This window comes from Bradyrhizobium sp. Kon69, assembly GCF_055807515.1.
In genome coordinates this window covers 15,393-38,492 of the sequence record NZ_JBVVOS010000045.1, presented here as the reverse complement: position 1 = coordinate 38,492, position 23,100 = coordinate 15,393, and the positions used below count along the sequence as shown (strand labels likewise).

Genomic DNA, 23,100 nt, shown 5'->3' with positions numbered 1-23,100 from the left:
TGTGAATCCCGGAAACTGGCTTGCGCCTGACCGGTCTTACCAACGCTCGCGCCGGCGATCAAACCCTGATCAGCCGCACCCGCGTGCCCCAGGGATCGATCGCTTCCACGCCATTGGCAAGCGCGGTGACTTTCGCACCGCCCTTACGCAGGCGCTCGTCCTGCGCGGCAAGCAGGTCCGGCTTCTCCGTCACCAGCGAGAACCAGGCGAGCCCTGTTGCCTGATCGTCGCGTGCGCCGGCGCCCTGGCTCTGCCAGACATTCATGCCGAGGTGATGGTGGTAGCGGCCTGACGACAGGAACGCGGCGCCGTTGCGGCTGCGGGTCGGATCCAGGCCGATGGCACCGTGGTAGAAGCGCTCGGCCTGCGCGAGGTCGCCGACGCGCAGATGCATGTGGCCGATGCGCAGACCGTCCGGCGCCTTGGCATAATCAGGAACGCGCGTATTGGTCAGCGACAGCAGGTCGGGAATGTTGAGCTCGTCGGCCGCCATCTTCACGCTGCCCTCGCTCCACTGCCATTGCGAGGGATCGCGGTCGGCATAGACCTCGATGCCGTTGCCTTCGGGATCGTCGAGATAGACGGATTCGCTGACGAGGTGATCGGCGAAGCCCGAAAGCGGCACGCGATGCGAAGCGGCTGCCACCAGCCAGCGCGCAAGGTCCTTGCGGGTCGGCATCAGGAAGGCGGTGTGGTAAAGGCCGGCGGCGTTGCGCGGCTCGATTGCGGCATCGGGGCGGGCCTCGAGCACCAGCAGCGTGATACCGGCTGTGCCGAGCTTGGCGGCGCTGGCAGAGCGCTCCATCACGGTAAGGCCGATGACGTCGCGGTAGTAGTCCGCAACCTTCTCGAGATTTTTCACCCGGAGCGTCACCATCCCGACCCGCATCGGGGTGCGGCTGGCATAAGTCGGCCCGCCGCCCTGCGGGGTGCCCTCGGCGCGCGCTGCGCCCGCCGCCGCCATTGCAAGCGAGCTGGCGCCGGCGAGTTGAAGCAGGGTGCGGCGGGTGAGGTCGATGGTCATCGGTCAGGCTCGCTGAAAATCGTGAAGGCGGCGCAATTTCTCGATTGCTACACGTTGCCGTGAGCGGCTCCCAATCACATGTTCGTCGGCCGTGGTCTTACGGACCAGCTTCCCTGCTTATTTCCTGGCCATGCGGCCAGTTACGCGATCGCCCGCGACATCCCAGATTGAGGACAGCTTACAGGAGCCTGCCATGACCGACTCAACTCCCCTGACTTCGCTGTCGTCCGCGCTCGCGGATGTGGTGTCCCGCACCGCGCCGTCCATCGTTGCCGTCCATTCGCATCGCTCCCGCGCCACCGGCTTCGTCTGGAAGCCGGGCCTGATCGTCACCGCCGACGAGGCGCTGGCCGATGAGGGCGACGTCGAGATCGGCCTCCCCGACGGCAGCACCGCAGCCGCCACGATTGCAGGCCGCGACCATACGACGGATATCGCACTGCTGCGTGCCGATAGCGCGATCACCCCGGTCAAGCTGGCCACAATTGTCCCGCCCCTCGGCGCGTTGTCGGTCGTCGTCGCCACAAACCGCGATACGCCGAGCGCCGCGCTCGGGATGGTGTCGGCCTCCGGCAAGAGCTGGCGGTCGCTGCGCGGCGGCGATATCGATGCGCGGATCGAGCTCGACGTCCGCTTGCGCTCCAGCCAGCAGGGCGGCCTCGCGCTCGATGCATCGGGCGAGGTCTTCGGCATGGCCGTGCTCGGCCCGAGGCGTGTGCTGGTAATCCCGACGGCGACGATCGAGCGGGTCGCGGCCCAGTTAGAGGTCCGCGGCCGCATCGCGCGCGGATATCTCGGCCTCGGGCTGCAGCCGGTCCGGCTCGACGACGGTGTCGGCGCGATGGTGATGAATGTCGACAAGGCCGGCCCTTCGGCGGCGGCCGGCATCCGCCAGGGCGACGTCATCGTCGCCGTCAACGACCAGAAACTGTCCGGCGTGCGTGCACTGTCGCGGACGCTGGGGCCGGCGAGCGTGGGCGCGGTGGTCGATATCGCGGCGCGCCGCGGCGGCGAACCGGTCAGCTTCAAGGTTACGATCGGCGAGAGGCCGGCGGCGTGAGCGAGGACATCGCGCCCGAGATCGTGTTGGCTTTGGAGATCGACGATCCCGCCCTCGCCGATCGCCTGGCGGCTCTGCTCGGCAATATCACCGGGCTTCGCCTCGCCGAACCCGGCGAGAAGGCCGCGGCGACGATTGTCAGCCGGGATCCGCGCATGATGCCTGAGGACATCGCGCTGACACAGCGCGAGCTCGATGTGCTGGCGTTGATGGCGGAAGGTGGCTCCAACAAGATGATCGCGCGTCAGCTCGGCATTTCCGTTCACACCGTGAAATTCCATGTCGGCTCGCTGCTCGACAAGCTCGACGCCACCGGCCGAACCGATGCGGTGGCACATGCGGCCCGCCGTGGCGTGATCGAACTCTAGGGCGGATGCGGCGGGAAGCTGAGCTGGACCGTCAGGCCCGGCGCGTTGTCGTGCAGGGCAATCTCGGCGCCATGGAGGCGAGCGACCGCGGCGACCAGGCTTAAACCAAGGCCGTTACCCGGGGTGTAGCGGCTCTGCTCCAGCCGGTAGAAGCGTTTGAACACGTGATCGCGCTGATCCGCCGGAATGCCCGGACCGTCGTCGACGATCGCGATCACTGCCCCCTCGTTGGCACTGCGGCAGGTGACGGTCACCTGCCCGCCCTTGCAGCCGTGCTTGATCGCGTTGTCGACGAGATTGGCGATGGCGTCGAACAGCAGGTCGCGATCGCCAATAATCGCCGCCTCGCGGTCGCCGCCCAGGCTGAGCCGCGTCGCGACCTGTTCGGCGGCGGCATCGTAGAGCTCGACGACCTCGCCGGCGATTTCGGCGAGATTGAGGTTGCGAAATGCGCTGCGGCGGGCTCGGGTCTCGATCTCCGAGATGCGGGTGATGGAGGCGAACATGCCGAGCACGGCGTCGAGATCGGCGATGGTGTCGCCGATCAGCGCCGCGTCGGCTTCGCCGTTGCGCGGGGCGTGATAGGCCTTCTCCAGCCGGCCGCGCATGCGCGTCAGCGGCGTGCGCAAATCATGGGCGACGTTGTCGCTGACCTGCTTGACTTCGCCCATCAGCGTCTCGATGCGGTCGAGCATCTGGTTGAGGTGTTCAGCGACCCGGTCCCACTCGTCGTGACTGCCGCGCAAGGGAATGCGCTGGTCGAGGCCGGACATCATGATGGCGCGGCTGGTGGCGTTGATCTCCTCGATCCGCCCGACCGTGCGGCGCGTCACCAGCACCGCGGCGAGCCCGGCGAGCACCAGCATCAGCACCGCGACAGCGACCATTGCGAGCTCGATCATCGCGGTGAAGCCGCTGTGGTCGCCGGCATCGCCGACACGGTTCTGCACATAGGCGATCGTGCCGAAATAGACATAGGCCATGATCGCCGCGACGATCAGCCCGAACGCCGCGATCGCGATCAGCGCAAGGCGGAAGGTCGAGGAGCGGAGCGTTTTAGCCAGGAGCACGGAGACAATATCCGATGCCGCGGATGGTGTGGATCAGCGGATAGGCCTGGGCATCATCGACCTTGCGGCGGACGCGACCGACATAGACGTCGATGATGTTGGTGGAGGGATCGAAGTGCAGATCCCAGACATGCTGGAGCAGCATCGCACGCGAGACGACGCGGCCCTCGTTGCGGACGAGATATTCGAGCAGCTGGAATTCCCGCGGCAACAGCGGAATCTTCCGGCCGCGGCGGCTCGCGCTCCGCGCGATCAGGTCGATGGCGAGATCGCCGACCCGCAGGATCGTTTCCTTGGCAACGGTGTCGCTGCGCCGGCCGAGTGCCTCCAGCCGCGCCAGCAATTCGGTGAAGGAGAACGGCTTGACGAGATAGTCGTCGCCGCCGGCGCGCAAGCCGCGCACGCGGTCGTCGACCTCGCCAAGTGCGGAAATGATCAGGAACGGTGGGCGATGCCGTCGTCGCGCAGCTGGCGCATCACGCTGATGCCGTCGATGTCGGGCAGCATGCGGTCGATGGTGATCACGGCATAGTCGCGCGCGGCGCCGTGGCTGAGGGCTTCGCGCCCCGTGGCGGCGAGATCGACGTCGTAGCCGGAGGTCGTCAGCTCCTCGACGAGCTGGCCTGCGGTTTCTGCATCGTCCTCGACGACCAGAATGCGGCGGTGAGCTCCGGACATGACAAACTCCGCGCGACGATCGCCACCAGACTATCCCGTTCCGGGGCTGAGCGGAACTGCCCGATGACGATCGCGACAATGGTGCGGTACGGCGATGCTAGTACCAACTGTCTCCGCACACATTGACCCATTGCCACCCATAGGGCGTCAAGCTCCTGCGCCAGCAGCCGTCATTGTAGCCGGCATAGTAATACGGCGCACCGAAGACGGCGAAACGACGGAAGTGATGGTGGTGGAAGGCATGGTGGCCGTGCCAGCCGGCACCCGCAAAGCGTGGTCCGATCGCGCCATGCGCAAAGCGCGGTCCACCGAAGCCTGCTCCGCCAACATGGGCAAAGCGCGCACCGCCCATGCCGCCCACATGCATGCCGCCGAAGCCACCGGCGTGCATACCGCCACCGAAATGCCCACCACCGCCGAAATGCCCGCCGCCGCCGAATCCGCCATGACCGCCACCACCGCCACCTCTGGCGAGCACCGGTGAAGCGAGCGCCATCACCGCGGCGATCGTCACCGCGGTGAGGCCTTTGAGAAGCCTGTTGTCCATCGAAGCATCCTCCGTGCTGCGCGGCGATACCTGCCGCGCGAGGAGGCTCAGATGAGAGCAAGGGACAGGCACCTTCAACTTACAAACGCGCCAGATTCTGACGCCGGTGTTAGGGAGAGGACCTGCTCTCTCCTCGTCATTGCGAGGAGCCCTTGCGACGAAGCAATCCAGAGTCCCGCTGTGGAAAGATTCTGGATTGCTTCGCTGCGCTCGCAATGACGACGCGGATAGAACTCTTAATACATCGAGCAGCTCAACGCGCGGAGACGCTCCGATCTCTCCCCGCAAAGAGCGGGGAGAGGTTGAAGATCACGCCCGCTTGCCGCCGTTCTTCTCGGCCGCGCGGCGCAGCGCTTCGGCGAGCGCACCGCCGCCGCCGCCGGAAGATTCCTGCTGGCGCGGGGCCGACGACGTCATGCGGGAGGGATTGCGCGAGCTGTTGTCGCGCTGCATGCCGGGCGCGTCCTTCTTGGCGCCGACCTCGTCGTCGAGCCGCAACGTCAGCGAGATGCGCTTGCGGGCGACCTCGAAGTCCAGCACCTTGACCTTGACGATGTCGCCGGGCTTCACCACCTCGCGCGGATCCTTGATGTAGGTCCTGGACATCGCCGAAATGTGCACGAGGCCGTCCTGATGCACGCCGATATCAACGAAGGCGCCGAACGCGGCGACGTTGGTCACGGTGCCCTCGAGGATCATGCCCTTCTTGAGGTGCTTGATCTCCTCGACGCCATCCATGAACACAGCGGCCTTGAACGCCGGACGCGGGTCGCGGCCGGGCTTCTCGAGCTCGCGCAGGATGTCGGTGACGGTCGGCAGACCAAACGTCTCGTCCACGAAGTCTTTCGGCTTTAGCGTGCGCACGATGTCGCTGCTGCCGATCAGCGCCTTGATGTCGCTCTTGGTGGCGCTGAGAATCCGGCGCACCACCGGATAGGCTTCCGGATGCACGCCAGAGGCGTCGAGCGGGTCCTCGCCGCCGAGGATGCGCAGGAAGCCCGCGCACTGCTCGAACGCCTTGGGGCCGAGCCGCGGCACGTCCTTCAGCGCCTTGCGCGACTTGAACGGACCGTTGGAGTCGCGGTGTGCCACGATGCTGGAGGCAAGGCCGGAGCCGACGCCCGACACCCGCGCGAGCAGCGGAGCGGACGCGGTGTTGACGTCGACGCCAACCGCGTTCACGCAGTCTTCGACCACGGCGTCGAGCGATTTGGCGAGCTTGGCCTGGCCGAGGTCGTGCTGGTACTGACCGACGCCGATCGCCTTGGGCTCGATCTTGACCAGCTCGGCCAGCGGATCCTGCAGCCGCCGCGCGATCGAGACCGCGCCGCGCAGGGTGACGTCGAGTCCGGGCAGCTCCTCCGAGGCGAAAGCCGAGGCCGAATAGACTGACGCGCCCGCTTCCGACACCACGATCTTGGTCATCTTCAAGTCGGGCAGGCCCTTGACGAGGTCGGCCGCGAGCTTGTCGGTCTCGCGCGAGGCGGTGCCGTTGCCGATCGCGATCAGCTCGACGCGATGTTTCAGCGCGAGCTTGCCGAGGATCGCCAGCGCCTCGTTCCACTGCCGCTGCGGCTCATGCGGGTAGATCACGGCGGTATCCACCACCTTGCCGGTCGCGTCGGTGACGGCGACCTTGACGCCGGTGCGGAAGCCGGGATCGAGGCCCATGGTGACGCGGGTGCCCGCGGGCGCGGCCAGCAGGAGGTCGCGCAGGTTGGAGGCGAACACGCGCACGGCCTCGGTCTCGGCGGCATTCCACAGCCGCATGCGCAGGTCGATGTTGAGATGCACCTGGATCTTGGTGCGCCAGGCCCAGCGCACGGTGTCGATCATCCAGCGGTCGCCGGCGCGCTTGAGGTCGGCGATGCCGAACCGCTTCATGATCTTCAGCTCATAGACACTCGGCACGCCCGGGGGCGATGCTTCGACCTCGGCCTGGATCTGGAGATCGAGGATCTCTTCCTTCTCGCCGCGGAACATCGCGAGGATGCGGTGCGAGGGCAACTTCGTCAGCGGCTCGGAGAACTCGAAATAGTCGGCAAACTTTTCGCCCTCGGTCTTCTTGCCGTCGCGTACCTTGGAGGCCATGCGCGCATTGGTCCACACCTCCTCGCGAAGCGCGCCGATCAAATCGGCGTCTTCGTCGAAACGCTCGACCAGGATGGCGCGGGCGCCGTCGAGTGCCGCAGCGGCATCCGCAACGCCCTTCTCGGCATTGACGAAGGCTTCGGCGACGACCTTCGGATCGTTGGTGGGCTCGGCCATGAGCTGATTGGCGAGCGGCTCCAGGCCGGCTTCCTTGGCGATCTCGGCCTTGGTGCGGCGCTTCGGCTTGAACGGCAGATAGATGTCTTCGAGGCGCGCCTTGCTGTCGGCGGCGAGAATGGAGGCTTCCAGCGCGGCATCGAGCTTGCCCTGCTCGCGGACCGATTCGAGGATGGCCTTGCGGCGGTCCTCGAGCTCGCGCAGGTAGCCCAGGCGCTCCTCCAGCGTGCGCAATTGCGCGTCGTCGAGCGCACCGGTTGCTTCCTTGCGGTAGCGGGCGATGAAGGGAACCGTAGCACCGCCGTCGAGCAGCGCCACTGTCGCCTCGACCTGCTCCGCCCGAACCCCAAGCTCCTGCGCAATTTTCTGGTTGATATTTGCCACGCGAGAACCCCTCTATCCAAGCACGCATCGCGGAGGCGAACCACCGGCTGCGGGACGCCGCTTATGGACCAATCGGGGTTGATTCATCAAGGTGCGGCGGACGATCGTCGACAAGGGATTTTTTGTCGAACCGATGCGATCTCGCCACAATCGTGGGTGCGACGCAGACGACGCACATACTCCGCCGTCGTCCTGGCGAACGCCAGGACGACGAGGGGGATTGCCTCGACACCTTGACAGCAGCACCGGTTCGACGGCTGTTTTGTCCGCCGGGCTCCTGAACCCCATGTGAGGACTATCATGCGGACGACATCGGTCGGCGTCTTCAAGGTCGCCACCAAAGGCCCCGGCGACGTCTCCGGATTGATGAGCATGATCGGCTCCGGCGCGATCGATCCGGCATCCATTCTGGCGATCCTCGGCAAGACCGAAGGCAATGGCGGCGTCAACGACTTTACCCGGGAATATGCCGTTGCCGCGCTGTGCACGGCGCTGGCGCCACGGCTCGGGCTGTCGCCGCAGGAGGTCGAGCAACGCATCGCTTTCGTGATGTCCGGCGGCACCGAGGGCGTGCTGAGCCCGCACATCACGGTGTTCACGCGCCGGGACGTTCTGCAGCGCCCGGCAGGCATCTCCGGCAAGCGCCTGAGCATCGGCATGGCGCACACGCGGGATTTTCTGCCTGAAGAGCTCGGGCGCTCCGCTCAGATCACGGAGACAGCCGACGCCGTGAAGGCCGCGATGGCGGATGCCGGCATCGCCGATCCCGCCGACGTCCACTTCGTGCAGATTAAGTGTCCGCTGCTCACCAGCGAGCGCGTCGAAGCGGCGAATGCGCGCGGCCACAAGACGGCGACGACCAGCGCCTACAGCTCGATGGCCTATTCGCGCGGCGCTTCCGCGCTCGGGGTTGCGGTCGCGCTCGGCGAGATCGCAACCGACATGCGCGACGAAGACGTGCTGCGACGCTACGATCTGTTCTCGAACGTCGCCTCGACCTCATCCGGAATCGAGCTGATGCACAACGTCGTCATCGTGCTCGGCAATTCGATGTCCTCGACGAGCGAATTCGAGATCGGGCATGCCGTGATGGACGATGCGATCGACGCCACCGCGGTGCTTGCGGCGCTGGAGAGCGTTGGGCTACGTGCCGCGCCGCAGACGACGACCGGCCGCGAGCTCGTCAACGTCTTCGCCAAGGCCGAGGCCTCGCCTGATGGCAGCGTGCGCGGCTTCCGCCACACCATGCTGGAAGATACCGATATCAGCTCGACACGCCACGCCCGGGCTGCCGTTGGCGGCCTGATTGCCGGCCTCGCCGGCACCGGTGCGGTCTACGTCTCCGGCGGCGCCGAGCACCAGGGTCCCCCCGGTGGCGGGCCGGTCGCGGTGATCGCAAAGCTCTCGAATTGATGCTTGCGCATGCAATGGAGGATTACCTCTCCATCCGGCGCAACCCTGCCCTTCGCGCCGCCTCAGTTGATTAAAGTGCTCCTGTGCGAAACTAAGGTGGCGCCGCACGAAGAGGTTTGGACCGCATGACTTTTCCGATGAGCTGGAACGAATGGGCGCAGCACGATGGCGTGGGGCTGGCGGCGCGCGTCCGCAAGGGCGAGCTCACGGCAAAGGAATTGGCGCGCCAGGCCGCCGCGGGCGTCGCCAAGGTCAATCCGGCACTGTCCGGCGTGGTCGAGCTGTTCGATGACGTGATCGCCGATCCGGCCAAGGACGGCGCCAATCTCGCTGGCCCGTTCGCCGGCCTGCCCTTCCTGATGAAAGACCTCGGCCCGACCATGAAGGGCCGGCTCCAGGAGATGGGCTCACTGTTGATGCGCGGTAATCGCGCCAGCGCCGACACGTTCCTGACCGGCAAATTCCGCCAGGCCGGACTGAACCTGATCGGACGCACCACGACGCCGGAATTCGGCGTCTGCAGCTCGGCCGACAATCCGGCCGTCTATGTCACGCGCAATCCCTGGGATACCGACTACACCACCTGCGGCTCGTCGGCCGGCAGCGCCGCAATGGTCGCGGCCGGCGTGGTACCGATCGCACATGCGACCGACGGCGGCGGATCGATCCGCATTCCCGCCGGCGTCAATGGCAATATCGGGCTGAAGGTCTCGCGCGGCGTGTTCTCGCTGGCACCGCACATGTCCGATCTCACCGGCCTGGTCTCGATCCAGGGCTGCCAGTCGCGCTCGGTGCGCGACACCGCCGCTTTCGTCGATCATGCAAGGGGAGCGGCGCCCGGCGAGTTCATGCCGTTCTGGACGACGGCGCAGCCTTATTCCGAGATGATCAAGCGCGATCCGTCAAAACTTCGCATCGCGCTGTCGCACAGTTGGGGCGACTACACCGCGACACCAGAGATCGCGGCCGAGCTGGCGAAGGCCGGCCGCTTCCTTGAAGGCCTCGGCCATCACGTCGATTACGCCCTGCCCGAGCTCGACTTCCGCGCCGCATTCGAGGCGCAGACCACCTGCTACATCTCGAATTTTGCGGTGGTGATCTCGAACATGCTCGCCGCGCGCAGACTGGAACGGCCGCCGGAAGACCTCATCGAGCCCATGAATATCAGGATCTGGGAAGCCGGCCGGCATACGAGCTTCGCCGAGCGGGCGAAGATGCAAGGCGTGTTCAACACGACCTCACGCGCCTTCGGCGCCTTCTTCGAGCAGTGGGACGTGATCCTGACCCCGATCACCGCGCTGCCGACGCCGAAGGTCGGCACCCGGGAATATCTCACCATCTCCGACAATCCTGACGTGCTCGACTGGTTCGGCAATCTCTGGCGCTTCTTCGCCTTCACGCCGCTCGCCAATCTCTGCGGCATGCCGGCGATCTCGATGCCGATGGCCACGCAGGACCACGGCCTGCCGCTCGGCATCCAGGCGATTGCGAAGCAGGCCAATGACGGCCTGCTGCTGCAACTCGCCGCCCAGATCGAGCGCGCGCTCGACGGCAAGTGGAACGACGGCAGGAAGCCGAAGGTGCATGTGAGCTGAGTGAGTTGATCGCATTAACTTGCGATCCGCTAACTGCCTTAGTTCTTCACCGTCGGAATTTCCTCCGGCCGGGGCTGCTGCTGGCCCTGCTGGTACATTGCCAGCGCCTTTTCGAGCGCTTCGCGCAGCGCCAGCGCCGCGGCCACGCTGCAGCGCAGATGCGCGGTCTGGACCACGTCGACCCTGACGGCGGCACCGACCGGCATCAACAAATTGGCCGCAAGCTCGATCTGGATCGCGCCGTTGTGGTGGCCGAAGCAGGATGCGCCGTCGAAATAGATGATCGGCGCCCGCTCCGAGCTCGAGGTCGAAATGATGACGGGCCCCTGGCTGGTGGCGGGCGTTTCGGGATCGGCCATGGGCACTCCTTGCGGCTAGTCGAACGAACGGGGCGCCCACCATCGTTGCTTCGGCCCGCCCTGTCGAGGCCAAACCGCCCCCGGCACGCCTGCCGAGGGACGCGCATCCGGGGTTTTGCGCCGCGCCCGCCACTGGTCTAGAACGTCCTCATGTCCAGCTCACCGACCACACTTTCGTTCGAGGACCTCGCCGAGGCGATCAAGGGCCGCCGCTCCGATTACGGCCATATCAGCGGGCTCCAGCTCGACCGCTTCGCACCTCGCGAGGCCTGGTCCAGCCTGCCCTACCGGCCCGTCTTCGTCGGCGACACCGAGACCGGCGTCCTGCATGGCGGGGTCGTCACCGCGATGCTGGACGAGAGCTGCGGCATGGCGGTCCAACTCGCGCTCGACGGCACGAGCGCGATCGCGACGCTCGATCTGCGCATCGACTATCAGAAGCCGGCGACGCCGGGCCTCGACATCAAGGCGCATTCGGTCTGCTACCGCACCACGCGTTCGATCGCCTTCGTGCGCTCCACCGCCTATCAGGAGTCCGAGGACGATCCGGTCGCGACCGCCACCGCCTGCTTCATGATCGGCGCCAACCGCACCAACATGCTCGCGGACCGCAGGATGGACTCCCGCCACATCGCGACGCTGGAGGCGCCGGACGATCCGGAAGGCCCGTTCGCAAACAGCCCGTTCGCACGCTGCCTCGGCATTCGCGTCAACGACGACGACACACTGACGATGCCGTTCTCGCCAAAGATCATCGGCAACCCGATCCTGCCCGCGATCCATGGCGGCATGACCGGCGCCTTCCTCGAGACCACCGCGATCTTCGGAGTGGCGCGCGAACTCGGCGCAACCGCGCTGCCCAAGCCGATCGGACTGACCGTCAACTATCTGCGCTCGGGCCGCGCGCTCGACACGTTCGCCAACGTCTCGATCGTGAAGCAGGGCCGGCGCATCGTCGCCTTCGAGGCGCGGGCCTGGCAGTACGATGCGAACAAGCCGATCGCCACGGCCTTCGGCCATTTCATGCTGCGGCCGACGCCCGGAAACGACGAGGAATAGGCGCATTTTCCCTTGACGGCCAAGGTCTGGGCCACAACGATAGCATGTTCCCGCGAGAGGTATTGGGTTGCGGCATCCGCTCGACATCATCGCCATGTTCGCCGCGCTCTGGCTGCTGGCAGCGATGGTGCTCGACGCGCTGACGCCGAAGGAGCTGACGACGGTGATGATCGGCATCGCCATCGGACCCGCCGTCGTCATCACCGCCGTGTTCTACTATCTGCGCTGCCCGCGCACCGATTTCGCAGTGATGTTCGCCGCGCTGTGGCTGATCTCCGACATCGGCATCGCGTTCATCTCCCCGGCGCAGCTGCCGCATTTCCTGATCGCGCTCGGCTTCGTACCGGCGCTGCTGATCGGCATCGTGCTGCACTGGCAACGCTTCCAGCGCCGCCATGAGCGGCTGCCCGTGCCGTCGGTCAAGCGGGGTTAACGCGGTTCGTAGCCGGTCAACGTCTCGACCGCGCGAGCCACGATTTGCTCCTCATCCCAGTGAAGACGTTCGAAGGACACCGCGATCCGTCCTGTTGCATCAAGAATGAAGAGTTCGATGCGGTGACGGTTCACGAGCGATTCGCCAAAATTGACACCAAGCTCGAAATAGGAGCGCAGCGCGTCGTTCCCCTCGACGGCTCGTAGCAACCGGTGATCTTCGTCCATACGCACGGCACGGTCCTGGCCATAGACCCGCAACCGTTCGGCCCTATCGAACGCCGGATCATACGTGATCGCAGCCGTACGGATCCGTCCCGCGAGTCCCCGCGCGCCGAGCAACGCCTGGACGCGTCCCAGCTTCGTGACGCTGAGCGAGCACTTCATCGGATTATCACAACGAGTATAGAAGAAGACCACGATGGCAGGGTTGCCACTGAAGAACTCAAGGAAACTCACCGATTTCCCGTCTTGATCCTGCATCAGGATGGAATCGATCGAGCAAGGCTCCAGGTTCGCCATCGGCGCCCGGATCGAGACATTTCCGGCCGCCGGTAAGGCACCGCAGCACGAAGGAACGGCACTGTCGGGCTCGCGGATGGCCTTCAGCGCCCGATCGAGATCGAGCCGCAACTTCCGTGACAGACCGTGCTCCGCGCGCCAGCTCTCGAGCTGGTGTTGAACGGCTTGCGCCTTCGAACCAAGCCAGGCCAGCACGGCCAGCAACTCCGATACCGCACTGGTCCCGGTGGATGATGTCGCGTACTCGCCATACCTCTCGAACGAAACCGGCTCGTCATGGAATCGAATCCGGTTGAGCGCCCGCGCGACAAAGGGCGCAAAGGCTTCGTTCGGCTTCGAATAAGAACGCAATGCGCGCGCGGCCGCGGCGACCAGGTAAGCATCGATACCCGTATCCAGCTCTTCGAGCACGAAGATCAGCGCTTGATCTGAGAGTCCAGCGCGCGCCAGAGCAAGGAGGATCCAGCCTCGCATCTGGACGACAGTCGCTGTCCCTCGCCCGGCGTAGACAGGATGTTCTTCGCGCAGAAGATCCGCGAGCTCCGCACCACCGACCGGATCAGCGGCGAGTGTGTCGACCAGATCGGCGAACCGGTCTTCCGACATCACGCGCGTTGCGTCGCCGGAAATAGTCATCTACTGATCGTACTTGCTGAGGAAGCGGCGCGCGGACTGCTTGTACTTTGTCGGCGTTTTGGACGAGTTGAAGCGAGTCACACTCCGCATCAAGACCTTGTCCTTGGCGAGCGCGGCATCATCGCCGAACTGCTCCAAAGCGGTCAAACTCGTGGCTTTGATGTCCGAATAGTCCGATTTGTCCTTCAGTATCTTGAGCGCTTGCTGTTGCAGTTTTTGCGGATTCAACGAGTGCAATGCAGAGGCAGCGAGCTGCCGGTTTTCGCGCAACTCCTTTTTGTCGCGGAGCATCTTCTCGAACAGCGGCGCCGACTTGGCATCGGCCGCTAACAGACGCAGTGCCTCGCGCTTCGCGTCCTGGTTCGGCGGCTTTTTCACGATCGCGCGCGCTATCGAGTACGCACCGGCATGAGCGTCGTTGCCGAGGAGCTGAAGCGCCTTCTCGGGCGGGAGCAGCGCCTTGGCGGGGTTCCTCAGGCCGTCCAGGAGCTTCTTTTGCGCAAATCCATCCTTGTTGCGCATGAGAATACCGAGCGACCGCCGCCGCAGCTGCTCATGAGAATCGGTCGAGACCTCGCGTAAGGCCGCAATGTAGTCCGCATTGACGGATTCGAAATTGGGGACACTGAAGGCCGCCGCGCCGAGCGATTGCAGCGCGGCCATCCGCACCTCGATGACCTTGCCGGAGTCGCACAAGACCTTCAATAGACGCTGAACATCGTCGGTGCTCTCTGCTACCTGGACAGGGGCCGGGGGGGAGGTTTTTCGCTTTCGCGTCGCGACCTTTTTCTTTGCGGCCTTTTTCTTTGCAACTTTCCGCTTCGTTGCCATCATCTCATCTCCCCGCGCAGACGCGCGCTAGATCTGCACGTCATCATAACCGAATCCCATGTTGGATGCCGCATTGATGGCGCCGAGGTAATCGATGCAGTCCTTGACATGCGGCTGCAGCCCCGGCGCCGCGACGCAGGGTGATGTGGCCAACGTCCCGCCCGGCGCGTCCGGGGGACGGGTGGGGTCCGCGGGGCTGGTGATGCCGTTCCACGGCCACATGGTATCATTCAGCTTGTGGCCCGGCCGACTGGTTGGTCTCTCGTCGAACGACGCCGCGGTCGCCGGATCGAAACGTCCATTCTGGCGTTGCCACTTTGCCCACAGCCGATCGACGTTGCAGTGAAGCAGGAAAAACAACGGGTCCTTCGCCGCGGTCGTGGGATTTTGGATAGAGCCGCCAAAGCTGGTGTGCGCAAGGCCGTGCGGATTTCCCTCCATGCCCCGGAACGCGCGAAACTGGTTACCCAGCGCCAGCGTTTGCGCTTCCTTCATCGGATTTGGAGGAGCCTGCGATGTGGGAAAGTCCGGAGTACGATTGATTCCAGGAGTGCCGTCCGTCGCCCAGAATTCCAGCGGATTACCATTGCGGAATTTAACGGTGCCATTTGCGTCGGACTCGCCCAGGAAGTCGCGTGTAAAAACGTTCGGAGCGGGCTGGTCGAAGCGCCAATAGGGGAGCGCCACACCCGGATCGATCGCTTGAAGCTCACGCTCGAGGTCGAGCAGATAGGCGCGATGCCATGGCAGGAAACCGGGCGCGGCATGTGCCTGCGGATAACCGGGCGCCTTGTGCATGTTATTGAAATCCGCGAAGCGGCCGAGACCCTGATTATTGAGCTTGGCAAACGCCGCGGTGAACCGATCGCGCTCGCCGTTCGTGAGTTTGTTGGCATTCTTGCGGATGCGCACCATCAGTTGGGACGATCCGACGAGCGTGTTTCCGACGCGTGCCTCGATCTCGACGTCGCCAGAGTTGGTACTGGGCTGGCCAAATTTCCCGGCAACGAAGAACGGAACCGTTGTGCCGTTCGTCGGGACGGTCAGAGTGAGGCTGCTCGCTAACGCTCCAGTCGTGCCGCTGCGAAATCCGACTCTACCGCCATTTGCCGCCGATACGGCGGCAAGTCTAACGCTGACCGTTGACGCGTTGGCGCCAGATGGGTCAGTCACGCGAATCCGGCACGGAGACGGTACCCATGCAACGAAGTGCGCCTCTGGAGCTGTACTGTTGTTGATCTGCAGTTCGACGTTCATAAATGCGCCCTCCCCGAAATTGGGCGGCCCGAACAACATTCTCTGCGAGTAACAAATCACGATACAATCACATCGTGCAGATAGCAAGTTGATCGGCCGCGACCGAATGCCCTCCGGCCGGCGGGGGGCACCGGCCGGAGGGCTTCGCGTCGTGGTCGGAGACGAGCCGGGATACGCCGACGATGCGCGCCTTAGCGCGGCAGCAAATTGGTCTTGGCGAGATCGACGACCTCGTCGCCGCGACCGTTCATCACGGCGCGCAAGACCCAGAGGCTGAAGCCCTTGATCTGTTCGGGCGTGATGGTCGGCGGCATCGACAGTTCTTGCTTGGCGGTGACCACATCGAGCAGCGCCGGCCCGTCGTGGGCCAGGATGTCCTTCACCGCGCCCGGGAGCTCGCCGGGATCCTCGACGCGCCTCGCGAAGATACCCATCGCACGCGCCATCGCTGCGAAGTCCGGATTCTCTAGATCGACATTGGTGTCGACGAAGCCGGCCGCCTTCATCTCCAGTGCGACGAAGCCGAGCACGCCGTTGTTGAAGATGACCACCTTCACCGGCAGCTTCATCTGCGTCAGCGTGATCAGATCGCCCATCAGCATGGTGAAGCCGCCGTCGCCGGAGAGCGAGATCACCTGGCGGCCGGACTGCGCGGCCTGCGCGCCGATCGCCTGCGGCATGGCGTTGGCCATCGAGCCGTGCACGAACGAGCCGATCAGCCGGCGGCGGCCGTTCATCTCAAGATAGCGCGCGGCCCACACAGTCGGCGTGCCGACATCGGCGGTGAACACCGCATCATCGCTCGCATGGTCGCTGATGACCTTTGCCAGGTATTGCGGATGGATTGGTTTGCTGCCCGGCGTGCCCTTGGCGAGCGAGTCCAGGCCCTCGCGTGCTTTCTTGTAGTGCGCGATCGAATCGTCGAGATGCCTGCGCTGCGTCTTGGCCTTGAGCAACGGCAGCAGCGCCTCGATGGTGAGCTTGACGTCGCCGACGAGGCCGAGATCGATCTTGCAGCGACGACCGAGATTTTCCGGGCGGATGTCGATCTGGGCGACCTTCGCATCCGTCGGGAAGAATTGTTTGTAGGGAAAATCAGTGCCGAGCATCACCAGCGCGTCGCAGGCGTGCATGGCCGCATAGCCAGAGGAGAATCCGATGAAGCCGGTCATGCCGACATCGTAGGGATTGTCGTATTCGACATGCTCCTTGCCGCCCAGCGCATGCACGATCGGGCTCTTCAAGGCTTCCGCGAGCTGCATCAACGGCGCATGCGCGCCGGCGCAGCCGCGGCCGCAGAACAAGGTGATGCGCTCGGCGCCGTTGAGGAGGTCCGCAAGCGCTTTCAGCTCATCGGCCTGCGGCACGATTTTCGGCGCCGACAGCGCAAGGCCGCGCGCCGTCGACAGCGCACGCTTGGGTGGGCTGCGGAAAGCGACGTCGCCGGGCATGGCGACGACGGCAATACCGCGCATGCCGACCGCCGCGCGGATCGCATTCTCCAGCACATAAGGAAGCTGACTCGGATCGGAGACCAGCTCGCAATAATGGCTGCACTCGCGGAACAGGTTTTGCGGATGCGTCTCCTGGAAATAGCCGCTGCCGATCTCGGCCGTCGGGATTTGCGCGGCGATCGCCAGCACCGGAACGCGGCTGCGATGGGCGTCGAACAGGCCGTTGATCAGATGCAGATTGCCCGGACCACACGAGCCCGCGCACACCGCAAGGCTGCCCGTCATCTCCGCTTCGCCGGCAGCGGCGAAGGCCGCAACCTCCTCGTGCCGGACATGGATCCATTCGATCGTGCCGCGCCGCCGCAGCGCTTCGGTCAGCGCATTCAGGCTGTCGCCGACGATGCCGTAGATGCGCTTGACGCCAGCCTGTTCGAGCGTTGCCACGAACAGGTCGGCCACGTTGTTGATTGCCATGTCGGTCTCCTGATCTCGCTTCTGCGGCAAGATAGGATAAAGCCCGGGTGTGACGGCATCACGGCTTGTTTATTGCCGTTTCAGTCTTTCGAAATCGCCCGATCGTAGGCCGCGATCGTCAATTTTGCGCGAGCTGCAACGTCCGTTGCCGTCATGCCGGGCTTGTAGAGGCTGGAGCCCAGCCCGAACGCCGTCACGCCACCCTTGATGTACTCCGCGAAATTCTGGTCGGAGACGCCGCCGACGGCGGCGATCATCACGCCGGCCGGCAGCACGGCACGGATCGCGGCGATGCCGGACGCGCCGAGCACGCTTGCCGGAAAGAATTTCAGGCCCGACGCGCCGGAGCGCGCGGCAAGCAGCGCCTCGGTCGGCGAGAACACGCCCGGTAGCGTGACCATGGCGTATTGGTGCGCACGCGTGAGCACCTGTGTATCGACATTCGGCGACACCATCAGCTTGCCGCCGACATCGTTGAGCCGATCGACATCCGCTGTGGTCAGCACCGTGCCGGCGCCGATCAGCACGCCGGCCGGCGCGAGCTTGACGGCGGTGGCGATGGAGCGGAACGGATCGGGCGAGTTCAGCGGGATCTCGATCGCGGTCATGCCGGCCTCGATCAGCACGCCGACGATGGCCTCGGCTTCCTCCGGCTTGATGCCGCGCAGGATCGCGACCAGTGGCCGTTTCATCGCTGGAAAGGGAACGCTCATCTCAACAGTCCTCTCATTTCGTCCAGATCGCAGCAGCCGCCATCGACAGACCGCCGCGGACCACTTCATCGGCATCGACCGGCTTCACGGTGACCGACAGCGCGTCGAAAGCCAGCCTGTACAGCATCGCGAGCCGCCCCGAGGCAATCAGCGTGATTCCAGCTTTCGGCATCGCGCCGGAGAGCCCCGCCGCCAGTTCGACGCCGATCAACGTGCCCGACAGCGTTTCGCGCGCTGCGGCCGGTGTGCCCCCGAACAAAAGCTGACGCGACCGCGCGCCGAACAGAAAATTGGCGGCGAAGGCCGGCGCTTCATACGCAGACTTCACCGCTGCCTGGAAACTCGTGACATCCTCGGCGTCTTCGGCGCCGGCGACCGCAAGCGACAAAATCGTCTCGCGCGACACCACGCTGAAGAGCTCGCCGGTCATAAAGGTAGAGAAATGCGCGACCGTATCGTCCTTCAGGCGCACCCATTTCGAATGCGTGCCGGGCATGCAGACCAGCGCTTCACCTGCGGCATCAAGCCCGAGCGCGCCGAGCAGCTGCGTCTCCTCGCCCCGCATCACGTCGGGCGCTTTTGCATCGCGCTGCGCGATACCGGGCAGGATCCGGATGTCGCGTGCTTCGCCCGGCACGCGCGCGGCCTGCTTCAGGACGGCCGCGAGCGGCGCCGGTGTATCGACATATCCGGCTTCGACCCAGCCCGTCTTGGCGCCGGCCATGCCGCAGACCAGAACCGGCAGATGAGCTGGTGCTTCGACTGCCGCGAGATGCGATTGCAGCACGGCCGCAAAGCCGGCCTTCGCGGCCACCAGCATGCCCTCATCGCTGCGGCGTTCGGCCAGCACCACGCCGGTACGATCGATCAACCAGAGCCGGAAGCTGCTGGTGCCCCAGTCCACCGCGACGTATGCGGGTTCGGTCATCTCGATTCTCGTCCTCGTCTCACCGGCAAGACGCCGTCTCGCGACAATGAGACGACATCAGGCAATTTCGCCCCGGAGATATCGGCTATTGCCGCCGCAAACCAGCGTTTTCTCGCAGGTCTGAGACGCTGTAGCGGTGGCACACCGCTTGCGGAGCGGTGGCACACCGCTTGCTCAAGCAACCCTGCTCACATCCGTGAACCGCGCAACAAGACGCGTCAATTGTGGAGAGGAAACCCATGGAGATCGGCTATTTCACGATGCCTTCGCACCCGCCGGAGTGCGGCCTGAAGGAAGGGAACGACTGGGACCTGCAGGTCATGCGCTGGCTCGACGAGCTCGGCTATCAGGAGGCCTGGGTCGGCGAACACCACACCGCGCCCTGGGAACCCAATCCCACGCCGGACCTGCTGATCGCGCAGGCGCTGATGCAGACCAAGAACATCCGCATCGGACCGGGCGGCTTCCTGCTGCCCTATCACCACCCGGCCGAGCTCGCCAACCGCGTCGCGATGCTCGATCATCTCTCCGGGGGGCGGCTCAATTTCGGCGTCGCCGCTAGCGGCCTGCCGAGCGACTGGGCCATGTTCAACGTCGACGGCATGAGCGGACAGAACCGCGACATGACACGCGAGGCGCTGGAGATCATTCTGAAGATGTGGAGCGATCCCGCGCCTTGGACCTACAAGGGCAAATTCTGGACGGTGACCAAGCCGGACACCATGTTCGACTTCCTGAAACCCCACATCAAGCCGTTGCAGACGCCGCATCCGCCGATTGGCGTCGCCGGGCTGTCGAAGAACTCGGACACGCTGAAGCTCGCCGGCGAGCGCGGCTTCATTCCGATGAGCCTCAACCTCAACCCGGCCTATGTCGGCAGTCATTGGGATTCGGTCGTAGCCGGTGCCGCCAAGACCGGACGCAAGCCGGACCGCGCGGATTGGCGGCTGGTGCGCGAGGTGTTCGTCGCCGATACCGACGAGGAGGCGTGGAGGCTCTCGACCGGCGACATGATGGGCCGGATGATGGGCGAGTACTTCCTGCCGCTGCTCGGTCATTTCGGCTTCAAGGACTATTTGAAGCACGCGCCCGACGTGCCCGATAGCGACGTCACCGTCGAATATTGCGCCAAGCGGAACTGGATCGTCGGCTCGCCCGCGACCGTCGCCGAGAAAATCGAGAAGATCTACGAGGAGGTCGGCGGCTTCGGCGTGCTGCTGGTGTTCGGGTTCGACTACAAGCACAAGGCAGAAGCCTGGCATCACTCGCTGTCCTTGCTGAGGAACGAGGTGATGCCGCGCCTGAAGCATCTCGGCTCCGCGCAGAAGGCGGCTTGACCCGACGCGGGTGCGGCGCGATCGTGCCGCACCCGTTCTTTCTGGAGATCATCGCGTGAGCGTGGACGCAAAGGATTTCAAGCAGGCGATGCGCCAGTGCGCCGGCGCCGTGGCGCTGGTGACTGTCGGCGCCGAGCACGGCAAGCGCACGGGGTTGACGGTGACCTCGGCCTGCTCACTATCGGACTCACCGCCATCCCTGATCGTCTGCGTCAACCGCAACGCCAGTGCGCACGCGCGCGTCCGCGAGGAAGGCGCGTTCGCGATCAACTTCCTGCATGAGGACCACGCTCTTCTGGCGCTCACCTTCAGTGGCCAGAAGGGCGTCAATGGCGACGACCGTTTTGCGTTCGGGGAGTGGACGCGCGGGGTGACCGGCGCGCCGGTGCTGAGCGATGCGGTCGCCGCATTCGACTGCGTGCTGGCGCAGGAATTCGAGACGACGACGCATTCGATCTTCGTCGGCGAGGTGCGCGGCGCATCGCATTCCGAAGGCGCGGCGCCGCTGGTGTATCTGCGCAGCAGCTTCCACGTCCCTCACGAAATCCGCGGCACCGTCACAGTCGGAGATCTCGACTCGCGGCATCTGAGCTGGAGCGATTTTTCGTAAGGCAGCGGCGGCGAGCTCGCTGCCGTTCCCTTCTCCCCTTGTGGGAGAAGGTGGCCCGAAGGGCCGGATGAGGGGTTCTCTCCGCACGTTCAACTGCAAGAGAGAAGTGCTCGCGGAGAGAACCCCTCACCCGTCTCGCCGCTACGCGGCGAGCCACCCTCTCCCACAAGGGGAGAGGGTAAGAAAGCGAGCGCCTACTGCGTCGTCTCGATCTTCAACTGCTTGATCTTACGATACAGCGTGGCCCGGCTGAGTCTCAGTGCGCGCGCCGCTTGAGTCACCCGGCCGCCGTGCTTGCGCAGCGCGTCCACGATCGTGGCGCGCTCCGCCGCAGCCAGATCCGCTTCCGCCGCCCTTCCACCAAACGGCGGCAGATCGAGGTCGGCATCGGTGATGACGCCGTCCTCCGCCGTGCAGCCGGCGAGCCGCAGCACATGCCGGAGCTGGCGCATGTTGCCGGGATAGGGATAGGCCGCCAGTTGCGCCCAGGCCTCGTCCGAGAGGGAGCAGTTCGGCGCTTCCTCGCGCGCGATCTGGCGGATGACGTCGTCGCGGTCGGCGCGCTCGCGCAAGGCCGGCAGCCGCACCTCCATGCCGCGCAGACGGAAATAGAGGTCGGTGCGGAAGGCGCCCTCCTCGGCCATGCGGCCAAGATCGCGATGGGTGGCGCTGATCAGGCGAATGTCGACCGGCACAGGCTTCAGCGCGCCGAGCGGCCACACTTCGCGGTTCTCCAGCACGCGCAACAGCCGCGTCTGCAGCGCGATCGGCATGTCGCCGATCTCGTCGAGGAACAGCGTGCCACCGTCGGCCTGCACGATCAGGCCCTTCGAGCCGTCGCGGCGTGCGCCGGTGAAGGCACCGGCCTCGTAACCGAACAGCTCGGCATCGATCAGGCTTTCCGGCATCGCCGCGCAGTTCAGCGCGACATAGTTGTGGCGTGCGCGATTGCCGGCTGCGTGAATGGCACGGGCGAACACATCCTTGCCGACGCCGGTCTCGCCATGCAGCAGCACCGGCAGATTGTGATCGCCGATGCTCTTAAGTCGCTTCACGCTCTTGATCAGGCCGGGATCGCTGCCGGCGAGCCGCTGCAGCGCATCGAAGCGACCGACCTGTGCATCGCGGCGCGACGCGAGCGGACGGCTCGAGGCCCTCGCCCGCAGCGGCGGCGCGACATGGCCATGCCCCAACGGAGTGCCATCGGCCCGGCGCAGCTCGACGAGATCCTCTGCGTCGCGCGCGGCGGGATGGTCGAACTTGACGTAGCGCGACAGATCGATGCCGGATGCGATCAAAGCGTCGGTGAGACCCAGCAGCGCGCGCGCCGAACGGCAGGCGCCCACGATGCGGCGATCGTCGTCATAGGCGAGCAGGCCGCTGCCGCCATCGCCCGGCACGGTCGCGATCCATGCGTTGCGGAAATGACCGCGGAAGATCGCACCCTCCATGCGCCGCGTCGCCTCCATCGTCACCGCGAGCGCGAGCTGATGCGCCGTGCGTTCGAGGTCTTCGCGGCAGGAAGTGATGTTCACGGCGCCTGCGAGCCGTCCGGCCTGGTCGAACAGCGGCGTCACGGCGCAGGAAAACATGTGCCACTGCGCGCGAAAATGCTCGTCGCGATGCACCAGGATTGGCTTCTGCTCGGCGAGCGCGGTGCCGAGCCCATTGGTGCCTTCGAAGGCCTCGGAAAAATTCGAACCGGTGTAGATCTTCCAGTCCATGAACAGTCTTGCGTCGGCCTCGCCGGGCAGGCGGCTGAACAGCATGGTTGCGTTCACGTCTGCCAGATTGACGCAGTAGCCGGCATCGCGCAGCACACGGGCGAGCCCGTCGAGCTCCGGTGTTACGAGCCGGATCGTCTCCTCCATGGGTTCGGCGACGTGACGGATCTCGGCTTCGGTGAGCGTCTGCGGCGGCCCCTGACGGGCGGGATCGAGCTTGTGGCTGACCAGGCAGCGCCGCCAGGAATTGGCAATACGCGAAGAGGCATCGACGTCGGCCAAGCGGTTTGTAACCTGATTGGCGACGGACAAGACACGGGCGACATGGTTCGAGGCCGAAAGGCTGGCCATCGCGGA

The 23,100-nt window shown here is 65.2% G+C and carries 20 protein-coding genes and 1 pseudogene; 8 read left to right on the top strand and 13 right to left on the bottom strand.

Annotated elements, in window-relative coordinates:
- Positions 1-58: 58 nt before the first annotated feature.
- A complete protein-coding gene (locus AC0L3U_RS36275) occupies positions 59-1,024 on the bottom strand; it encodes a VOC family protein (protein WP_473364853.1) in 966 nt (321 codons plus the stop codon).
- Between the two features lie 193 nt (positions 1,025-1,217).
- Between AC0L3U_RS36275 and AC0L3U_RS36270 the strand changes: the two genes are divergently transcribed.
- The gene (locus AC0L3U_RS36270; RefSeq protein WP_473364852.1) at positions 1,218-2,084 is read left to right on the top strand and encodes a S1C family serine protease; all 867 of its coding nucleotides are present in this window, start codon (positions 1,218-1,220) and stop codon (positions 2,082-2,084) included.
- Complete coding sequence (locus AC0L3U_RS36265; protein ID WP_473364851.1) at positions 2,081-2,452, top strand: response regulator transcription factor; 372 nt, start codon at positions 2,081-2,083, stop codon at positions 2,450-2,452. Before AC0L3U_RS36270 ends, AC0L3U_RS36265 begins: the two co-directional genes overlap by 4 nt.
- Here the strand turns inward: AC0L3U_RS36265 and AC0L3U_RS36260 are convergent.
- From AC0L3U_RS36260 to AC0L3U_RS36245, 4 genes and pseudogenes are all read right to left on the bottom strand, one after another.
- Positions 2,449-3,522 carry a sensor histidine kinase gene (locus AC0L3U_RS36260; RefSeq protein ID WP_473364850.1) on the bottom strand — a complete coding sequence of 358 codons (1,074 nt, stop codon included), beginning with the start codon at positions 3,520-3,522 and terminating at the stop codon, positions 2,449-2,451. The two genes, AC0L3U_RS36265 and AC0L3U_RS36260, sit on opposite strands and share 4 nt — an antisense overlap.
- A pseudogene (locus AC0L3U_RS36255) lies at positions 3,509-4,200 on the bottom strand (response regulator transcription factor). Before AC0L3U_RS36255 ends, AC0L3U_RS36260 begins: the two are co-directional and overlap by 14 nt.
- A gap of 97 nt (positions 4,201-4,297) precedes the next feature.
- Positions 4,298-4,747, bottom strand: a complete 450-nt coding sequence (locus AC0L3U_RS36250; protein ID WP_247358050.1) for a hypothetical protein — start codon at positions 4,745-4,747, stop codon at positions 4,298-4,300.
- A gap of 309 nt (positions 4,748-5,056) precedes the next feature.
- Positions 5,057-7,399, bottom strand: coding sequence for a Tex family protein (locus AC0L3U_RS36245; RefSeq protein ID WP_473364849.1), 2,343 nt, complete (start codon positions 7,397-7,399; stop codon positions 5,057-5,059).
- A 300-nt stretch (positions 7,400-7,699) separates the two neighbouring features.
- Here AC0L3U_RS36245 and atzD point away from each other — a divergent pair, with 300 nt between their 5' ends.
- Both atzD and AC0L3U_RS36235 read left to right on the top strand, forming a co-directional pair.
- Positions 7,700-8,812 (top strand): cyanuric acid amidohydrolase, encoded by a 1,113-nt coding sequence (atzD, locus tag AC0L3U_RS36240; RefSeq protein WP_473364848.1) that lies wholly within the window; start codon positions 7,700-7,702, stop codon positions 8,810-8,812.
- A 125-nt stretch (positions 8,813-8,937) separates the two neighbouring features.
- On the top strand, positions 8,938-10,407 hold the full coding sequence (locus tag AC0L3U_RS36235) for an amidase (protein WP_473364847.1): 1,470 nt from the start codon (positions 8,938-8,940) through the stop codon (positions 10,405-10,407).
- Between the two features lie 38 nt (positions 10,408-10,445).
- On the opposite strand, the gene AC0L3U_RS36230 is transcribed toward AC0L3U_RS36235, so the two are convergent.
- Complete coding sequence (locus AC0L3U_RS36230) at positions 10,446-10,766, bottom strand: hypothetical protein (protein WP_354061762.1); 321 nt, start codon at positions 10,764-10,766, stop codon at positions 10,446-10,448.
- 150 nt (positions 10,767-10,916) lie between these two features.
- Here AC0L3U_RS36230 and AC0L3U_RS36225 point away from each other — a divergent pair, with 150 nt between their 5' ends.
- Positions 10,917-11,825 (top strand): PaaI family thioesterase, encoded by a 909-nt coding sequence (locus AC0L3U_RS36225; protein WP_473364846.1) that lies wholly within the window; start codon positions 10,917-10,919, stop codon positions 11,823-11,825.
- Positions 11,826-11,892: 67 nt separating this feature from the next.
- Positions 11,893-12,258, top strand: coding sequence for a hypothetical protein (locus tag AC0L3U_RS36220; RefSeq protein ID WP_354208055.1), 366 nt, complete (start codon positions 11,893-11,895; stop codon positions 12,256-12,258).
- Here AC0L3U_RS36220 and AC0L3U_RS36215 read toward each other — a convergent pair.
- From AC0L3U_RS36215 to AC0L3U_RS36190, 6 genes are all read right to left on the bottom strand, one after another.
- Positions 12,255-13,415 (bottom strand): SCO family protein, encoded by a 1,161-nt coding sequence (locus tag AC0L3U_RS36215; RefSeq protein ID WP_473364845.1) that lies wholly within the window; start codon positions 13,413-13,415, stop codon positions 12,255-12,257. The genes AC0L3U_RS36220 and AC0L3U_RS36215 overlap by 4 nt on opposite strands.
- Positions 13,416-14,249 carry a hypothetical protein gene (locus AC0L3U_RS36210; protein WP_473364844.1) on the bottom strand — a complete coding sequence of 278 codons (834 nt, stop codon included), beginning with the start codon at positions 14,247-14,249 and terminating at the stop codon, positions 13,416-13,418.
- Between the two features lie 24 nt (positions 14,250-14,273).
- Complete coding sequence (locus tag AC0L3U_RS36205; RefSeq protein ID WP_473364843.1) at positions 14,274-15,503, bottom strand: tyrosinase family protein; 1,230 nt, start codon at positions 15,501-15,503, stop codon at positions 14,274-14,276.
- A 191-nt stretch (positions 15,504-15,694) separates the two neighbouring features.
- Positions 15,695-17,431, bottom strand: a complete 1,737-nt coding sequence (poxB, locus tag AC0L3U_RS36200; protein ID WP_473364842.1) for a ubiquinone-dependent pyruvate dehydrogenase — start codon at positions 17,429-17,431, stop codon at positions 15,695-15,697.
- A gap of 80 nt (positions 17,432-17,511) precedes the next feature.
- Positions 17,512-18,144, bottom strand: a complete 633-nt coding sequence (locus AC0L3U_RS36195; RefSeq protein WP_473364841.1) for a 2-dehydro-3-deoxy-6-phosphogalactonate aldolase — start codon at positions 18,142-18,144, stop codon at positions 17,512-17,514.
- 13 nt (positions 18,145-18,157) lie between these two features.
- Positions 18,158-19,072, bottom strand: coding sequence for a 2-dehydro-3-deoxygalactonokinase (locus AC0L3U_RS36190; protein ID WP_473364840.1), 915 nt, complete (start codon positions 19,070-19,072; stop codon positions 18,158-18,160).
- A gap of 239 nt (positions 19,073-19,311) precedes the next feature.
- Between AC0L3U_RS36190 and AC0L3U_RS36185 the strand changes: the two genes are divergently transcribed.
- Both AC0L3U_RS36185 and AC0L3U_RS36180 read left to right on the top strand, forming a co-directional pair.
- A complete protein-coding gene (locus AC0L3U_RS36185) occupies positions 19,312-20,409 on the top strand; it encodes an LLM class flavin-dependent oxidoreductase (RefSeq protein WP_007596571.1) in 1,098 nt (365 codons plus the stop codon).
- Between the two features lie 55 nt (positions 20,410-20,464).
- Positions 20,465-21,019 carry a flavin reductase family protein gene (locus AC0L3U_RS36180; protein ID WP_473364839.1) on the top strand — a complete coding sequence of 185 codons (555 nt, stop codon included), beginning with the start codon at positions 20,465-20,467 and terminating at the stop codon, positions 21,017-21,019.
- A gap of 194 nt (positions 21,020-21,213) precedes the next feature.
- On the opposite strand, the gene AC0L3U_RS36175 is transcribed toward AC0L3U_RS36180, so the two are convergent.
- Positions 21,214-23,094: a sigma-54-dependent Fis family transcriptional regulator gene (locus AC0L3U_RS36175; RefSeq protein WP_473364838.1), complete on the bottom strand. Its 1,881-nt coding sequence runs from the start codon at positions 23,092-23,094 to the stop codon at positions 21,214-21,216.
- Positions 23,095-23,100 lie beyond the last annotated feature (6 nt).

Excerpts from the sequence above, each read along its gene's own strand:
- AC0L3U_RS36275 (WP_473364853.1), bottom strand. The coding sequence starts at position 1,024 with ATGACCATCGACCTCACCCGCCGCACCCTGCTTCAACTCGCCGGCGCC.
- AC0L3U_RS36270 (WP_473364852.1), top strand. The coding sequence starts at position 1,218 with ATGACCGACTCAACTCCCCTGACTTCGCTGTCGTCCGCGCTCGCGGAT.
- AC0L3U_RS36250 (WP_247358050.1), bottom strand. The coding sequence starts at position 4,747 with ATGGACAACAGGCTTCTCAAAGGCCTCACCGCGGTGACGATCGCCGCG.
- atzD (WP_473364848.1), top strand. The coding sequence starts at position 7,700 with ATGCGGACGACATCGGTCGGCGTCTTCAAGGTCGCCACCAAAGGCCCC.
- AC0L3U_RS36235 (WP_473364847.1), top strand. The coding sequence starts at position 8,938 with ATGACTTTTCCGATGAGCTGGAACGAATGGGCGCAGCACGATGGCGTG.
- AC0L3U_RS36230 (WP_354061762.1), bottom strand. The coding sequence starts at position 10,766 with ATGGCCGATCCCGAAACGCCCGCCACCAGCCAGGGGCCCGTCATCATT.
- AC0L3U_RS36225 (WP_473364846.1), top strand. The coding sequence starts at position 10,917 with ATGTCCAGCTCACCGACCACACTTTCGTTCGAGGACCTCGCCGAGGCG.
- AC0L3U_RS36215 (WP_473364845.1), bottom strand. The coding sequence starts at position 13,415 with ATGACTATTTCCGGCGACGCAACGCGCGTGATGTCGGAAGACCGGTTC.
- AC0L3U_RS36210 (WP_473364844.1), bottom strand. The coding sequence starts at position 14,249 with ATGATGGCAACGAAGCGGAAAGTTGCAAAGAAAAAGGCCGCAAAGAAA.
- AC0L3U_RS36205 (WP_473364843.1), bottom strand. The coding sequence starts at position 15,503 with ATGAACGTCGAACTGCAGATCAACAACAGTACAGCTCCAGAGGCGCAC.
- poxB (WP_473364842.1), bottom strand. The coding sequence starts at position 17,431 with ATGGCAATCAACAACGTGGCCGACCTGTTCGTGGCAACGCTCGAACAG.
- AC0L3U_RS36195 (WP_473364841.1), bottom strand. The coding sequence starts at position 18,144 with ATGAGCGTTCCCTTTCCAGCGATGAAACGGCCACTGGTCGCGATCCTG.
- AC0L3U_RS36190 (WP_473364840.1), bottom strand. The coding sequence starts at position 19,072 with ATGACCGAACCCGCATACGTCGCGGTGGACTGGGGCACCAGCAGCTTC.
- AC0L3U_RS36185 (WP_007596571.1), top strand. The coding sequence starts at position 19,312 with ATGGAGATCGGCTATTTCACGATGCCTTCGCACCCGCCGGAGTGCGGC.
- AC0L3U_RS36175 (WP_473364838.1), bottom strand. The coding sequence starts at position 23,094 with ATGGCCAGCCTTTCGGCCTCGAACCATGTCGCCCGTGTCTTGTCCGTC.